The organism is Nocardioides hankookensis, from assembly GCF_042658885.1.
Classification (GTDB): domain Bacteria; phylum Actinomycetota; class Actinomycetes; order Propionibacteriales; family Nocardioidaceae; genus Nocardioides; species Nocardioides hankookensis.
Genome location: NZ_JBHSRJ010000004.1, coordinates 1,565,979 through 1,580,602 on the forward strand (window position 1 = coordinate 1,565,979; position 14,624 = coordinate 1,580,602).

A 14,624-nucleotide genomic window follows, 5' to 3' on the forward strand; every position below is an offset into this window, starting at 1 on the left:
GTGTTCGATTCTACGCGCTCACTCCCGACTCGTCAAGTCCCCGAATGCCGACCTCAGCATCGCGGTCGGCTTCTTCGTCAGCGCTCTGCTCGTCCCGATCTCCCGGTTGCTCATCGCCACTGTGGGCTGCTGCCTCACCGAACGTCTCGGAGATGGAGACGGGCGGATCATCCTGCGACGAGTAGTCAGTCGACGAAAGCGACGACGACACGTCCTCGTCGATGCCCTTGGCTGCCGCGTCGGCAGGTCGGAGCTTCGGCGGCGCCGCAGACCATGGTCGGAGCGAACCCAGGACATCGGCGTAGAACCCGTCGATCGCGCTCAACACGGAGTCGATGAACGAGCCCCTGCCTCGACCTCGCTTGGTGCCCATCGTGGCCGTCGTCGCGACCCGGAACGTGCGAATCTCCTTGCCGGAGTCGTCCACGAGAAGCTGTGGATCCTCTCGCACCTTCCCGAGCAGCTCCGCCATCGCTGATCCTCGACCGTGCGCCACGAACGACTCCACGCGAGTCGCGTCGGGCGCCGCCTTCAGCTGTCGCACCAACCAGTTGACGCGTGTGGTCGGACGGCCTTCGCGTGGCGCGTCGACGTCGATGTGGCAGGTAACCTTGGAGGCGCGCAGGTCCGCCGTGATCACGAGGTTTCCGACGGTGTCGGGGATCCGGATGGCTCCAGTGAGGACTCCGGTCTGGCAGAGCATCGTCGTCAGCGCCTGGACCCGAGTCGCCGGCTCTGCCATCTCGCGCCGTGTCACAACTGGAATGACCTCGGTGCCCAGCTGACGTCCGAGCTGAAGGCTCGCGAACCGCAGCATCGCGTCGAACCGAGCGATCACTTCCGGCACACCCTTGTCGGCGGGCCGCAGCGTGCCGGCGGCGACGGCATCGCGGACTCCGACCCACGCCTCGCCCATGTCGTCGAACTCCAGGGCGCCCGACTTGCGGTGCTCCAGGTAGCGAATGAGCTCTCCCAGGATCCACGCCTGGTCTGGGTCGGCGACACCCCTGAACTCCTTCTGCATCACTGCGTCGGCCAGCACCTGGGACCAGGAGACGTGATGCAGCTCGACCTTGCGCAGCTTTCGCTTGTCGATCCTCGTCGGATGACTGCCGGCGACGGCAGGAATCTCGTTCGAGATGGTGATCACCGCGTCGAATGCGTTCTCCCGTGCGATGTCGAGGTACGCCTCGAGCTGTTCGGTGCCGAGCAGGTTGGGCCCGGTCTTCACCTCGACGAGGGCTGTCCACGACTTCGCGCCCCGCGAGACCCTGATGAGACCGTCCGGGTAGAGCCGTCTCTCGCCGAGGGTGAACGGCACCTCGATGAAGCACTCCATGTTGCCGGCGGGCGCGCCGAACGGCTTCACGAAGTTCCTCCCGAACTCCTTCACCGCTCCCAGCACAGCAAGCAACGCGGACGTCGCCCGTCGTTCCTGCTCCTCTGCGCCGTTGATCCCTGAGGTCGGGATCAAGCGCGCCTCATGCCACGACTCTTCGCCCATTTGCTGCACCCCCGTGCCGTTCGAGCCGCACTCGCGTGACTGCGTCGAGCGCGTTTCGGCGCAGGTTAGCCCGGCGTACCGCGCTCGTCTGGAGAACGGTGGACGTCCTGGGGTCGCCCTCTCACCCAGCCGCGTCGGCGATCTCCCACATCAGCGCCTCGTCGAGCACCTGGTCGTCCTCGGCGGAGACCAGCACCGAGCCGAGCCGGCCGGTGAAGCGCGAGGGTGACGGGTAGCCGCCGACGGTGAGCCCGCGGTCGCAGCCGACGTCGACGCCGGTGTAGCCGGTCCTGGCCCGAGCCAGGACCGGCAGGGTGCCGGAGCCGGCGTCGGCTCCGTCGACCAGCAGCGTGACGGTCCCCCCGTCGCCCTGCCCCTCGCGTGGGCGGTCGACGCGCACCTCCAGGTGGACGGTCCGCCCCCACGGGACCGTCCGGTTCGACACGGTGGTGGTGAGCCCACCGCCGTGCACGTAGTGGTGGACCAGTCGCCCGGCGGCGACGCGTACGGCGTACCCGGCCATCCGGTCGCCGTGGGCGACCAGCACTCCCCCGTCGTCCGGTCCCGGGAGCAGGACCGACGCCGAGATCGCGTGCGAGCGACCGCGTACGTCGGGCGCCGCGGCGTCGGGCACGCGTCCCGGCCCGGGGTACAGCCTCCAGGAGGTGGTCATCGGTCGTAACGTCCCGTGATGATCGGGCCGTTCATGCCGCCGATGATCGCGCCGAGCGGCAGCGCGTCGTTGCGCTCGGCCTCCTTCCACCAGAGCTCGACCATCGCGGCGAGCCGCTCGGGCTCCTCGGCCGCGAGGTCGTGGAGCTCGTTCCAATCGGTGTCGAGGTGGTAGAGCTCCCACCGGTCGGCGTCGAAGTCGGTGACGGCCTCGGCCTGGCCGGTCAGCACCAGGACCGGGCTGAGCATCGGCTCGTGGTGGGCGACGGCCTTCCAGCCGTCCTGCCACAGGGCGCGCTGGCCGTTCATCTCGAAGTACTGCACGGTCCGCCGGGTCGGCGCGCCGGGCGCCGCGAACGTGTAGCGCAGGCTCTCGCCGTCGAGCGGTCGCTGCTCGACACCCTTGACGGACGCCGGCGCGACGAGACCGGTCACCTCGAGGGCGGTCGGGGTCAGGTCGATGGCGTGGTGGAACTGGGTCCGGATGCCGCCGGGGTCGGCGATCTCCGTAGGCCAACGCACGATCAGCGGGGACCGCACGCCGCCGCCGTGGGTGTCCTGCTTCCAGAGCTTGAGCGGGGTGTTGCCCGCCATCGACCAGCCGATCGAGTAGGTGTTGACCCACTGCTCCTCGCCGATCTCGTCGAGGTGCTCGCGGACGGCGGCCAGCTCCTGCTCGGGCGCGTCGTAGCCGGTGAAGAACTTCACCGCGTTCATCGAGCCGACCTCGCCGCCCTCCTGGCTGGCGCCGTTGTCGCTCATCAGCACGAAGAGCGTGCTGTCGAGCTCGCCCATCTCCTCCAGCGCCGCGACCAGCCGGCCCAGGTGCTCGTCGGTGTGCTCGACCATCCCGGCGTACGCCGCCTGCAGGCGCACCATCGCCGCCTGGTCCTCCGGGGCGTAGTCCGACCAGGCGCGTACGCCGGGGTTGCGCGGCGGCAGCTCGGTGTCGGCGCCGACCAGGCCCAGCTCCTTCTGCCGCTCCAGGCGGTCGGACCGGGTCGCGTCCCAGCCCTTCTCGAAGACCGGCACGTACTTGTCGACGTACTCCTTCGGCACGTGGTGCGGGAAGTGCGGCGCACAGAACGCGACGTACAGGAAGAACGGCTTCGTGGCGTCACCGTTGCGGTGGTCGTGCACGTAGCCGATCGCCTTGTCCACGATGTCGGCGGTGAAGTGGTAGTCCGGGTCGTCGGGCTGCTCGGTCCAGTGGTTGTCCTCGATCAGGTCGGGGCGCCACTGGTTCGTCATCCCGTCGGGGGTGCCGTAGTAGCGGTCGAAGCCACGCTGCAGCGGCCACTGCGCGAAGGGGCCGGCGCCGGTGAACTGGTTCATCGGCGTCAGGTGCCACTTGCCGACCCCGAGGGTCGTGTAGCTCTGCGACTGCGCCATCTCGCCGATGGTCGCGGTGGAGTGGTGGAGCTCGCCGCGGTAGCCGGGGTAGCCCATCGCGAAGTTCGGCAGCAGGCCCATGCCGGTCGCGTGGTGGTTGCGCCCGGTGAGCAGGCAGGCGCGGGTCGGAGAGCACAGCGGCGTGACGTGGAAGTTGGTGTAGCGCAGCCCCTCGGCGGCCAGCCGGTCCGCGGTCGGGGTCGAGATCTCGGACCCGAAGCAACCCAGGTCGGACCAGCCCAGGTCGTCGTACAGGACGTAGACGACGTTGGGGGCTCCCTCGCGGGCTCGCACCGGTGCGGGGAACGACGGCGTCGACTCGGCGAACGTGCGTCCGATCATGGGCTGACGCTAGCAACTATTGGCAACAGTTGTGCCAAATGATAGAACTCGACGCATGACGACCACGGCGTCGCACGTGTCGGTGGCAGTCCCCGTCGACGTGGTCTGGGACCTGCTGGCCGGCTTCGCCGACATCAGCCGCTGGGCGAGCAACGTCTCGCAGAGCAGCCTGCTGACCGCGGGCCCTCCCGGACCGGGGACGGTACGCCGGGTGCAGGTCGGCCGGGCCGCGCTCCGCGAGACGATCACCGTCTGGGAGCCGGGGCGCGAGCTCGCCTACGACATCGCCGGGCTGCCGGCGATCGTCACCGCGGCCAGCAACACCTGGACGCTCGCGCCCGACGGCACCGGCACCGCCGTGACCCTCACCGGCACGGTCGCGACCCGCGGCGGCCCGCTGCTGGACCGGTTGGTGGCGCGTCAGGTCGGCAAGGCCGGCGACCAGCTGACACAGAGCCTCGGGACCTACCTGAGGAGCCAGCCATGACCAGCCCTGCCGAGCAGAGGCCCGACGTGGTCATCCTGATGACCGACGAGGAGCGCGCGGCCCCGCCGTACGAAGGGCCGGAGCTCACGGCCTGGCGGGAGCGCACACTCGCCGGCACCCGGTGGTTCCGTGAGCACGGCGTCTCCTTCGAGCGGCACTACACGGGCTCGCTGGCGTGCGTGCCGTCGCGCCCCACGATCTTCACCGGGCACTACCCGGACGTCCACGGCGTCACCCAGACCGACGGGCTCGGCAAGGCCGCCGACGACAGCCGGATGCGCTGGCTGCCGCGCGGCGAGGTGCCGACGCTGGGCAACTGGTTCCGGGCCGCGGGCTATGACACCCACTACGACGGCAAGTGGCACATCAGCCACGCCGACCTGCACACGCCGGACGGGCGCCGCGTCGAGACGAACACACCCGCGGGCGACGTCATCCCCGACGCGGTGCAGCAGTACGTCGACGCGGATCCCCTGGCGCCGTACGGCTTCTCGGGCTGGGTCGGGCCCGAGCCGCACGGCGCGAGCCTGTCCGACAGCGGCCTGCGCCGCGACCCGCTGATCGCCGACCGGCTGGTCGCCTGGCTCCAGGACCGCTACGCGCGGCGACGGGCCGGCGACGCGGACGCGCTGCGGCCGTTCCTGCTGGTCGCGAGCTTCGTGAACCCGCACGACATCGTGCTCTTCCCCAAGTGGGTGCGCCGGATGCCGATCGCGCCGAGCCCCCTCGACCCGCCGCACGTCACCGAGCCGCCGACGGCCAACGAGGACCTGGCCCTCAAGCCGGCCGCGCAGATCGCCTTCCGCGAGTCCTACCCGTCGGCGTACGGACCACCGTCGGCGATCGGCCGCATCTACCGGTCGAAGGCGCAGGCCTACCGCGACCTGTACTACCGACTGCACGCCGAGGCCGACGCTCCGCTCGACCGGGTACGACGTGCCGTCACCGCCGGCTCGAGCGATGCCGTGCTGGTGCGGACCTCCGACCACGGCGACCTGCTGGGCGCGCACGGCGGGCTGCACCAGAAGTGGTTCAACCTCTACGAGGAGGCCACCCGGGTGCCGTTCATCGTGGCCCGGACCGGCGCTGCTCCGACGAGCGCGGCGACCGTCGCCGACCCGACGTCCCACGTCGACCTGGTCCCGACCCTGCTCGCGGCCGCCGGCATCGACGCCGACGCGGTGGCCGCCGAGCTCCGGCGGGACTTCAGCGAGGTGCACCCGCTGCCCGGCCGCGACCTGATGCCGGTCGTCTCCGACCCGGCGCTCGCCGACGCGGACCGTGCCGTCTACCTGATCACCCGCGACAACATGCTCGAGGGCGACACCGGGCTCTCCGGCCTGGCCCGCCAGCTCGGCCGCAGGGCCGACCCGCCCGCTCCCCTGCGGATCCAGGTCGCCGCCCACGTCGGCGCGAACTTCGAGGGCGTCGTCGCGCGGGTCGATGGTCATCTCTGGAAGCTGGTGCGCACCTTCGACGACCCGGCGACCTGGACCGAGCCCGGCCGACGGCACCTGGCCGCCAACGGCGCGGCCGGCCCGGAGTACCGGACGGTTCCCGTGCCCGACCAGTGGGAGCTCTACGACCTGACGGCTGACCCGGTCGAGGCCCTGAACCGGTGGGACGACCCGACCGCTCAGGCCGCCTTCGACCACCTGCGCGACCGGCTCAAGGAGGAGCAGCGCCGCTGCGTCCCGGAGCGCAACCACCCGTGGCCCTACGTCGCGCGCCGCCAGGGCGAGCCCGACCTGGTGCGCCCGCCGAAGCCGGCCCGTGCGCTGCGTCGGCTCGCGCAGCGCCTCGGCATGCACCCGGACGACGCGGACGCCGTACCGCAGGAGGCTGCTGGTCGTCGGGCGCTGGTGATCGCCACCAACCACGACCGCCTCGGCGACGGCACGCCGACCGGTGTCTTCGCCTCGGAGCTCACGGTCCCCTACTACTACTTCGAGGACGCCGGGATGTACGTCGACGTCGCGAGCCCGCTGGGTGGCGTGATCCCGGTCGACCCGATGTCGCTCAAGCCGGTGCTCCGCACCACGGCCGACGACCGCTACCTCGGCGACGACATCCTGGCCTCCAAGCTCCAGGACTCCCCGGCGATCGCCGACGTCGAGGTCGGCGACTACGACCTGGTCTACCTGGCCGGCGGCTGGGGCGCCGCCTTCGACCTCGGCGACTCGGAGCCGCTCGCCGAGCAGATGACGGCGGCCGCCGCGGCCGGCCTGGTGATCGGCGGTGTCTGCCACGGCCCGCTCGGCCTGGTGAACGCGAAGGCGCCCGACGGACGACCCTTGGTGGAGGGCCGGAAGGTCTCGGCGGTCACCGACAAGCAGGTGCGCGAGCTGCGGATCACCTCGACGCCGAGGCACCCGGAGACCGAGCTGCGCAAGGCCGGCGCCGTCTTCGAGTCCGCGACGCGGTTCCGCGACCCCTTCGCCAACCACTGGGTGGTCGACGGCGACCTGGTCACCGGGCAGAACCAGAACGCCGCCCCGATGGTCGCGCGCGAGATGGTCAGGCTGGTGCTGGCCCGGGAGGACGCACGGTGACCGACTGGACCGACCTCAGCGCCCGCGCCGCCTTCGAGTCGCACCGGTTGGTCGGCTGGATCTTCTGGGACCCGACCGCCGAGGCGGAGAGCGCCGAGCTCGGTCTCGACGTCCCCGGCACCTACTACATCGTCAGTCGGGCAGCGCCGCTCGCGCCGGCCGGCCACCAGGCGGTGGCGGCCGCGTTCTACTCGATCAGCCCGGCCTACATCGAGCTCTCGCTCGCGCTGGCCCGCGAGCGGACGTCGTACGACGCCATCGCTGCGGTCCGCGACCGCGCGGTCGTGCGGGGGCTGCGGGAGTACGTGCCCGAGGTCTGCGACGGCCTGGCCGACCTGGCCGGCCCGCTCTGGGAGGCGGCCGACGCCCTGCCCGGCTCGGGCCGGGTGCTCTTCGCGGCGCACCGCGAGCGGCCGCGCCCCGACGACCCGCTGCTGTCGGCGTGGCTGGCCGTCAACTGCCTGCGCGAGTGGCGCGGCGACACCCACTTCGCGATCCTGACGGCCGAGGACCTGAGCTCGACCCAGGTCGGCGTCCTGCACAACGCGATGATGGACTACCCGCCCGACTGGATCCCGCGCAGCCGCGGCTCCGACGACGCGGCGCTCGAGGCGGCGATGACCGACCTCGAGGCGCGCGGCCTCGCGACCAACGGTCGGGTCAACACCGCCGGCCTGGCGCTCCGCGCCGACATCGAGATGCGCACGGACCGGCTCAGCGAGCGGCCCTGGCGGCTGCTCGGGCTCGAGCGCACCGAGGCGCTGATCGACCTGCTCGCGCCGTACGGCGGGCGCCTGGTGACCCGCATCGACGAGACCGCCGGCCCGCAGTGGATGCCGGCCGCCCGACTGCCCCGCTTCTCCGAAGGAGTCACGCCGTGAAGGTCCTGCGCACCCCCGACGACCGCTTCGAGGGCCTGCCCGGCTTCGACTTCGCGCCCCACTACGCCGACGTGCCCGACGGCGACGGTGGCACCCTGCGGATGCACTACCTTGACGAGGGACCGGCCGACGGGCCGGTCGTGCTCCTCATGCACGGCGAGCCGTCGTGGTGCTACCTCTACCGCACGATGATCCCGGTGCTCGTGGACGCGGGGCTGCGCTGCATCGCCCCCGACCTGGTCGGCTTCGGTCGCTCCGACAAGCCCACCGAGCGCGACGACTACAGCTACGCGCGGCACGTCGAGTGGGTCCGGACGCTGCTGCTCGACGAGCTCGACCTGCGTGCAGTCACCTTCTTCGGCCAGGACTGGGGTGGTCTGGTCGGCCTGCGCGTGGTCGCCGAGCACCCGGACCGGTTCGCGCGGGTTGCGATCGGCAACACCGGTCTGCCGACCGGGCACGAGCCGATGAGCGAGGCGTTCCTGGCCTGGCAGCAGTTCTCCCAGACGACACCGGACTTCGACCTCGGCGCGATCGTGAGCATGGGCGTCGTGACGCCGCCGGCGGCCGACGTCGTGGCGGCGTACAACGCGCCGTTCCCGGACGACTCCTACAAGGCCGGCGCCCGGATCTTCCCGACCCTGGTGCCGACCTCCCCCGACGACCCGGCGAGCGCCGCGAACGTCGCCGCCCGCGAGGTGCTCGCCGGCTGGGAGAAGCCGTTCGTCACGCTCTTCTCCGACAGCGACCCGATCACCGGTGGTGGTGAGCGCTGGTTCCAGGAGCACGTCCCCGGCGCCGCCGGCCAGCCGCACACGACGATCGTGGGCGGCGGCCACTTCCTGCAGGAGGACCAGGGTCCGGAGGTCGCGCGGCGGCTGGTCGCCTTCATCGGCTGATGCGGGTCCGGTAGCGTCTGGTCCGCCAGTCGTGCCACCTCGGTGGTCAGGGAACCCGGTGAGAGTCCGGGACTGACGCGCAGCGGTATGGGTGACGGGCGGGACATGCAAGGCCACTGGGCTCCTCCTCGGTCGACGGGGTGGACCTGGGAAGGCGTCCCGCACCGGTGGATCCCGAGTCCGAAGACCTGCTGGCCCTCACGGCACCTGCCGCGAGGAACCCCGCGGGCTCCGCGCACGAGCCCCTGACCGCGGAGGCCCCACCGTGACCAGCACTCGTCCCCGACGCGACCGGTGCCCGGGCGTCTTCCGCCCCTGGCCCGCCGACGACGGCAACCTGGTGCGGCTCCGCCTCGCCGGTGGCCGCGTCCCGGCCGGCGCCCTGCGGGCGCTGCTCGACGTGGCGGCGGCGTACGGCGACGGGGACGTCCACGTCACCGGTCGCGCCAACCTCCAGGTCCGCGGGTTCGGTGAGGTCACCGACGACGTGGTGGCGGCGATCGAGGGGACGGGTCTGCTGCCGTCGCGCAGCCACGAGCTCGTGCGCAACCTGATGGTGTCGCCGCAGTCCGGACTCGCCGACGGCCGGGCCGACCTGCGGCCCGTGGTGGCGGAGCTCGACCGGCTGCTGTGCGCGGACCCGGTGCTCGCCGACCTGCCCGGGCGCTTCCTCTTCGTGCTCGACGACGGACGCGGCGACCTGCTGGACCGACCCGTCGACCTCGGGCTCGTCGCGCTCGACGACCTCACGGCTCAGCTCCTGGTGGGCGGCCGGTGGAGCGAGGTCGTCCCGATCGCGGACGCACCCGTGGCGCTGGTCTCGCTGGCGGGCGCGTTCCTGGCGGCACGGACGGCCGAGTGGCACCCGGTCGAGCTGCCCGAGCCGCTGGTGCCCGTGCGGCCACCCGACCGCCTGGTCCCGCTGCCCTCCCGACCACTGGCGTACGGCGAGGTCCCGGGCGGCCGTCACGTCCCCGCGGTCGACGGCGTCGTCGACCCGACGCTCGCCGACCTCGACACCGACCTCGTCGTCACCCCGTGGCGCGGTGTCCTGGTGCCGGCATGAGGCGGCCGCGGAAGGCGTACACCTACGTCGACGACGGGCCTGCGATCTACGTCGACTCGTTCGCGACGATCCGCCGCGAGGCCCGGCTGGACGGCGTACCGACCGACGCCGAGAAGCTCGCCGTCCGGATGATCCACGGATCCGGCCAGGTCGACCTCGTCGACGACCTGGTCATCCACCCGGAGCTGGTCTCGGCGGCTCGCACTGCGCTGATGCTCGGCGCGCCGATCCTCACCGACGCGCGGATGGTGGCCATGGGCATCACCGCCGGACGGCTGCCCGCCGACAACCCGGTGCACTGCTTCCTCACCGACCCGCAGGTCCCCGACCTGGCGACGACGTGGGGCACCACGCGTACGGCGGCGGCCGTCTCGTTGTGGGAACCCCTGCTCGACGGGGCCGTGGTCGCGATCGGCAACGCCCCCACGGCGCTCTTCCACCTGCTGGAGATGATCCTCGACGGCGGACCCCGCCCGGCCGCGGTCGTCGGCTGCCCGGTCGGGTTCATCGGCGCGGCCGAGTCGAAGGAGGCGCTGGCGTCGTTCGGCACCGACCACGGCATCGACCTCCCGTTCGTCACCGTCCGTGGCCGCCGCGGCGGCTCCGCGATGGCGTCGTCCGCGATCAACGCGCTGGCCCAGGAGGCGGAGTGACCGCGATACCCGGACGTTTCTGGGGCGTCGGCGTCGGGCCCGGCGACCCGGAGCTGGTCACGCTCAAGGCGGCGCGGCTGATCGCGTCGGCCGACGTCGTCGCCTACCACGCCGGCGTCCGCAAGTCGTCGAACGCGCGGCGCATCGCCGCCTCGCTGATCCCCGACGGGGTGATCGAGGAGGAGCTCCGCTACCCGGTCACGACCGGCGCGACCGAGCACCCGGGTGGGTACGCCGGCGCGATGGCCGCCTTCTATGAGGAGGCCTCCGGCCGGCTCGCCGCCCACCTGTCGGCCGGTCGCGACGTGGTGCTGCTGGCCGAGGGCGACCCGCTGTTCTACGGCTCGTTCATGTACATGCACGACGCCCTGTCCGAGCGGTTCGAGACCGTCATCGTCCCGGGGGTACCCGCCTTCTCGGCCGCCACCGCCGTCGCCGCCTCTCCTCTCGCCCGCCAGACCGACGTGCTCACCGTGCTGCCCGGCACCCTGCCCGAGCCCGAGCTCGCGCGACGGCTCGCCGACACCGACGCCGCCGTGATCATGAAGCTCGGCCGGACCTTCCCCGCCGTACGCCGCGCCCTGGCCGCCGCCGGCCGTCTCGAGCACGCGGTCTACGTCGAGCGTGCGTCCATGGTGGACGAGCGCTGGCTGCCCGTCGCCGACGTCGACCCCGACTCGGTCCCCTACTTCTCGCTCGTCCTGGTCGCCGGCGACTCGCGGCACGGCGCGGGCCGGCGGCCCGACGTTTGGTCACCAACGACAGAAAGAGAGCGCTCCCAGCCTTCGTTTGGTCACCAACGACAGGTCGGCGAGCTGCTCGTGATCGGCCTCGGACCCGGCCCGGAGGCCTGGGTGACGCCCGAGGTCACGGCGGCCCTGGCGGAGGTCGACCACGTGGTGGGCTACGCGCCGTACGTGAACCGCGTCGCGCAGCGGGCCGGCCTCACCCGGCACGCCTCCGGCAACAGCGTCGAGCTGGACCGGGCGCGGTTCGCGCTCGACCTGGCGCTCGCCGGCGAGCGGGTCGCGGTGGTGTCCGGCGGCGACGCGGGCGTCTTCGGCATGGCGTCCGCGGTCTACGAGGCGGCCGAGGACGAGCGGTACGCCGACGTGGCCGTGCGGGTGCTGCCCGGCGTCAGTGCGGTGCAGGCGGTGGCGGCCCGGGCGGGGGCGCCGATCGGCGGCGACTTCGCCGTGGTGAGCCTCTCCGACCGGCTCAAGCCGTGGCCGCTGATCGAGCAGCGGCTGCGCGGGATCGCGCAGGCCGACCTGGTGCTCGCCGTCTACAACCCCGCCTCGCGCTCGCGCACCCACCAGGTCGTGGAGATGCAGAAGGTGCTGCTCGAGCACCGATCGCCCGACACCGTGGTCGTCGTCGGCCGCGACGTCGGGCGGGCCGAGGAGTCGCTCACCGTCACGACGCTCGCGGAGCTCGAGGCCGACACGATCGACATGAAGTGCCTGCTGATCGTCGGCTCGTCGGGCACCCGGGTCACGCGCGGCGCGGTGTGGACCTCTCGGTCGAGTACAGCCACGACTCCCCACCGTCACGAGCCAGCGCCCGGCCGACCAGGATGACCGCCGCCTGACGCAGGCCCGCTGCCTCCACCTGGTCGGCGATGTCCCCGACGGTGCCGGTGAGCACCAGCTCACCGGGCTGCGACGCGCGGTGCACGACGACGACCGGGCAGTCCTCGCCGTACTCGCCCGCGATCTCGGCCATCAGCTCCCGGGTCCGGGTGATCGCCAGGTGCAGCACCAGCGTCGCGCGGGTGGCCGCGAACGCCGCCAGCGACTCGGTCTCCGGCATCGCGGTCGAGCGCGCCTGGGTGCGGGTGAGGACGACCGACTGCGACACGAGCGGCACGGTCAGCTCGCGGCCCACCAGCGCGGCGGCTGCGGCGTACGCCGGCACCCCGGGCGTCACGTCCCACGGCACACCGACGTCGTCGAGCCGGCGGGTCTGCTCGGCGATGGCGGAGTAGACCGACGGGTCGCCCGACGTGAGGCGTACGGCGTCCTGCCCTGCCTCGTGGGCCGCCACCAGCTCGGCCAGGATCGCGTCGAGGTCGAGGTCCTGGGTGTCGACGAGCCGTGCTCCCTCGCGGCAGTGCGCGAGCACGGCGTGGTCGAGGTAGGTGCCCGGGTAGAGGACGAGGTCGGCCGCCGCGAGCAGCGCCGCCGCGCGCAGGGTCAGCAGGTCGGCCGCGCCGGGTCCGGCGCCGACGAAGTGCACGGTCATGGCTTGCTCCAGGTCCACTGGGTCACGGTCCGGGCGGGGCTCCACCCGGTGAACGAGCCGATCGGCGCCGCCTGCTCGACCGCCAGGCGCGTGAGCTCGCCGCCGTGCTCGGCGTACGCCGCCGCAAGCAGCGCCTCGGTCTCGAGCGTCACCCCGTGCACGACCAGGCGACCGCCGGGTCGCAGCCGGTCGCGGCAGAGGTCGAGCAGACCGGGGGCGGTGGCGCCGCCTCCGACGAAGACGGCGTCCGGAGCGGCGAGGTCGGCGAGTGCGTCGGGTGCACGACCCCGGACGACCTGCAGGTGCGGGACACCGAGCCGGGCCGCGTTGCGGCCGACCCGGTCGGCGCGCTCCTGGTCCTGCTCGACGGCGAGGGCTTCGCAGGTGGGGTGCGCGCGCAGCCACTCGACGCCGACCGAGCCGGCGCCGGCGCCCACGTCCCAGAGCAGCTGGCCGGGCTGAGGGGCAAGGCGGGCGAGCGCGCTGGCGCGGAGGTCGCGCTTGGTGAGCTGGCCGTCGTGCTCGAACACGTCGTCAGGCAGCCCGGCGACCCAGGAGCCGACGACCGGGCCGCGCAGGTCGAGGGCGACCACGTTCAGGGCCGACGCTGGACCGACCCAGTTCGCCGCCGTCGCGTCGACCCGCGACTCGCCTGCGGCGCCGAGGTCGCCGAGCACGGCCATCGCACTGTCGGCGTACCCCTGCTCGACCAGGAGCCCCGCCAGCGTCGCCGGGGTGTCGGCGTCGGACGACAGCACCAGGACCCGCCGGCCGGGGGCGAGCTCGCGGAGCACCGCGTGCGGGTCGCGGCCGACGACGGTGACGACCGCTGAGGACTCGGACGACCAGCCCATCCGGGCGCGCGCCAGGGCGACCGACGACACCGCCGGCTCGATCCGCACCGCGTCGGCGCCGAGCAGCTCGACGAGCGTCGTGCCGATCCCGGACATCATCGGGTCGCCGGAGGCGAGGGCGACCACGTCGCGTCCGGCGTACCGCTCCAGCAGGGCGGGCAGGCCCGCGCGCAGCGGCGAGGGCCACGGCACCCGCTCCGCCGACACGTCGTCGGGCACCATCGCGAGGTGGCGGGCGCCGCCGACGACGACCTCCGCGGCCCGGAGCCGCCGCACCGCCAGATCCGGGAGTCCGTCCGCTCCCACGCCCAGGACGGTGATGCGTGGCAGATCGGACACGCGCCAGACCTTAGGGCATGATGCCGCGGTGCTCACCGCGACCGACCCGCTGCCCTACCGGCCACGACGGGTGGCGGTCGCCGGGGTCAGCGGATCCGGCAAGAGCACCCTCGCCGCCCGGATCGGCGAGCTCCTCGGCCTGCCGCACACCGAGATGGACGGGCTGCACCACGGGCCGGGCTGGACCAAGCGTCCGGAGTTCGAGGCCGACGTCGACGCGGTCGTGGCCGCGGACTCCTGGGTGTGCGAGTGGCAGTACGACTACGCCCGCCCGCTGCTCACCCGGCATGCCGACCTGATGGTCTGGGTGGACCTGCCGTTCCCGCTCACCCTGAGCCGCGTCGTACGCCGGACCCTGCGACGGCGGCTGCGTCGCGAGGAGCTCTGGAACGGCAACCAGGAAGGCCCGCTCTGGCACTTCTTCACCGACGACGAGCACATCGTGCGCTGGGCGATCAGCACCCGGAACCTCTACGACGAGCGGGTGCCGGTCGTCGCCGCCGAGCGGCCCGAGCTGCCGATCGTGCGGCTGCGCAGCACGCGCGACGTGGACCGCTGGGTGCACGACGTCGTCGAGCCGCTAGCCTGACCGACGGCACGAGGTGCCCCGACGCTGCAACGGCCGAGGGGAGAATCTGGGAAGCCGGTGAGAGTCCGGCACAGGCCCGCTGCGGTGACTCAGGAACAGAGCTGGGAAGTCCGAAGACCGGCCTCGCGCCACGCATCATCCGATGTCCGT

The 14,624-nt window shown here is 72.7% G+C and carries 13 protein-coding genes and 2 riboswitches; of the genes, 8 read left to right on the plus strand and 5 right to left on the minus strand.

The window, feature by feature from the left end; translation table 11 throughout:
* Window positions 1-10: 10 nt before the first annotated feature.
* The 3 genes from ACFPYL_RS14095 to ACFPYL_RS14105 all read right to left on the minus strand — a co-directional run bounded on the left by ACFPYL_RS14095 (window position 11) and on the right by ACFPYL_RS14105 (window position 3,910).
* Window positions 11-1,504 carry a hypothetical protein gene (locus ACFPYL_RS14095; protein ID WP_379155203.1) on the minus strand — a complete coding sequence of 498 codons (1,494 nt, stop codon included), beginning with the start codon at window positions 1,502-1,504 and terminating at the stop codon, window positions 11-13.
* 121 nt (window positions 1,505-1,625) lie between these two features.
* Window positions 1,626-2,177, minus strand: coding sequence for a hypothetical protein (locus tag ACFPYL_RS14100; protein WP_379155206.1), 552 nt, complete (start codon window positions 2,175-2,177; stop codon window positions 1,626-1,628).
* Window positions 2,174-3,910, minus strand: a complete 1,737-nt coding sequence (locus tag ACFPYL_RS14105; RefSeq protein ID WP_379155208.1) for an arylsulfatase — start codon at window positions 3,908-3,910, stop codon at window positions 2,174-2,176. Before ACFPYL_RS14105 ends, ACFPYL_RS14100 begins: the two co-directional genes overlap by 4 nt.
* 55 nt (window positions 3,911-3,965) lie before the next feature.
* Between ACFPYL_RS14105 and ACFPYL_RS14110 the strand changes: the two genes are divergently transcribed.
* From ACFPYL_RS14110 to ACFPYL_RS14140, 7 genes are all read left to right on the plus strand, one after another.
* Window positions 3,966-4,397: an SRPBCC family protein gene (locus ACFPYL_RS14110; protein WP_379155210.1), complete on the plus strand. Its 432-nt coding sequence runs from the start codon at window positions 3,966-3,968 to the stop codon at window positions 4,395-4,397.
* A complete protein-coding gene (locus tag ACFPYL_RS14115) occupies window positions 4,394-6,949 on the plus strand; it encodes a sulfatase-like hydrolase/transferase (RefSeq protein ID WP_379155212.1) in 2,556 nt (851 codons plus the stop codon). The genes ACFPYL_RS14110 and ACFPYL_RS14115 overlap by 4 nt, the downstream gene beginning before the upstream one ends.
* The gene (locus ACFPYL_RS14120) at window positions 6,946-7,830 is read left to right on the plus strand and encodes an SCO6745 family protein (protein WP_379155214.1); all 885 of its coding nucleotides are present in this window, start codon (window positions 6,946-6,948) and stop codon (window positions 7,828-7,830) included. Before ACFPYL_RS14115 ends, ACFPYL_RS14120 begins: the two co-directional genes overlap by 4 nt.
* On the plus strand, window positions 7,827-8,729 hold the full coding sequence (locus ACFPYL_RS14125; RefSeq protein ID WP_379155216.1) for a haloalkane dehalogenase: 903 nt from the start codon (window positions 7,827-7,829) through the stop codon (window positions 8,727-8,729). The genes ACFPYL_RS14120 and ACFPYL_RS14125 overlap by 4 nt, the downstream gene beginning before the upstream one ends.
* Window positions 8,730-8,738: 9 nt before the next feature.
* A riboswitch (cobalamin riboswitch) is annotated at window positions 8,739-8,939 on the plus strand.
* A gap of 55 nt (window positions 8,940-8,994) precedes the next feature.
* Window positions 8,995-9,795, plus strand: a complete 801-nt coding sequence (locus ACFPYL_RS14130) for a nitrite reductase (RefSeq protein ID WP_379155218.1) — start codon at window positions 8,995-8,997, stop codon at window positions 9,793-9,795.
* The gene (locus ACFPYL_RS14135; RefSeq protein WP_379155221.1) at window positions 9,792-10,448 is read left to right on the plus strand and encodes a precorrin-8X methylmutase; all 657 of its coding nucleotides are present in this window, start codon (window positions 9,792-9,794) and stop codon (window positions 10,446-10,448) included. Before ACFPYL_RS14130 ends, ACFPYL_RS14135 begins: the two co-directional genes overlap by 4 nt.
* Complete coding sequence (locus ACFPYL_RS14140; RefSeq protein WP_379155224.1) at window positions 10,445-12,028, plus strand: precorrin-2 C(20)-methyltransferase; 1,584 nt, start codon at window positions 10,445-10,447, stop codon at window positions 12,026-12,028. The genes ACFPYL_RS14135 and ACFPYL_RS14140 overlap by 4 nt, the downstream gene beginning before the upstream one ends.
* On the opposite strand, the gene ACFPYL_RS14145 is transcribed toward ACFPYL_RS14140, so the two are convergent.
* Both ACFPYL_RS14145 and cbiE read right to left on the minus strand, forming a co-directional pair.
* Window positions 11,943-12,692 carry a cobalt-precorrin-4/precorrin-4 C(11)-methyltransferase gene (locus ACFPYL_RS14145; RefSeq protein ID WP_379155226.1) on the minus strand — a complete coding sequence of 250 codons (750 nt, stop codon included), beginning with the start codon at window positions 12,690-12,692 and terminating at the stop codon, window positions 11,943-11,945. The two genes, ACFPYL_RS14140 and ACFPYL_RS14145, sit on opposite strands and share 86 nt — an antisense overlap.
* Window positions 12,689-13,885 (minus strand): precorrin-6y C5,15-methyltransferase (decarboxylating) subunit CbiE, encoded by a 1,197-nt coding sequence (gene cbiE / locus ACFPYL_RS14150; RefSeq protein ID WP_379155229.1) that lies wholly within the window; start codon window positions 13,883-13,885, stop codon window positions 12,689-12,691. Before cbiE ends, ACFPYL_RS14145 begins: the two co-directional genes overlap by 4 nt.
* Window positions 13,886-13,913: 28 nt before the next feature.
* On the opposite strand from cbiE, the gene ACFPYL_RS14155 reads away from it, so the two are divergent.
* A complete protein-coding gene (locus tag ACFPYL_RS14155) occupies window positions 13,914-14,474 on the plus strand; it encodes an AAA family ATPase (RefSeq protein ID WP_379155232.1) in 561 nt (186 codons plus the stop codon).
* A riboswitch (cobalamin riboswitch) is annotated at window positions 14,469-14,614 on the plus strand. It overlaps the preceding gene by 6 nt.
* The last annotated feature ends 10 nt before the right edge of the window (window positions 14,615-14,624 follow it).

Bases quoted from the DNA above. Each gene is read 5' to 3' on its own strand.
- ACFPYL_RS14095 (WP_379155203.1), bottom strand. From the start codon at position 1,504: ATGGGCGAAGAGTCGTGGCATGAGGCGCGCTTGATCCCGACCTCAGGG.
- ACFPYL_RS14105 (WP_379155208.1), bottom strand. From the start codon at position 3,910: ATGATCGGACGCACGTTCGCCGAGTCGACGCCGTCGTTCCCCGCACCG.
- ACFPYL_RS14145 (WP_379155226.1), bottom strand. From the start codon at position 12,692: ATGACCGTGCACTTCGTCGGCGCCGGACCCGGCGCGGCCGACCTGCTG.
- ACFPYL_RS14110 (WP_379155210.1), top strand. From the start codon at position 3,966: ATGACGACCACGGCGTCGCACGTGTCGGTGGCAGTCCCCGTCGACGTG.
- ACFPYL_RS14100 (WP_379155206.1), bottom strand. From the start codon at position 2,177: ATGACCACCTCCTGGAGGCTGTACCCCGGGCCGGGACGCGTGCCCGAC.
- ACFPYL_RS14135 (WP_379155221.1), top strand. From the start codon at position 9,792: ATGAGGCGGCCGCGGAAGGCGTACACCTACGTCGACGACGGGCCTGCG.
- ACFPYL_RS14115 (WP_379155212.1), top strand. From the start codon at position 4,394: ATGACCAGCCCTGCCGAGCAGAGGCCCGACGTGGTCATCCTGATGACC.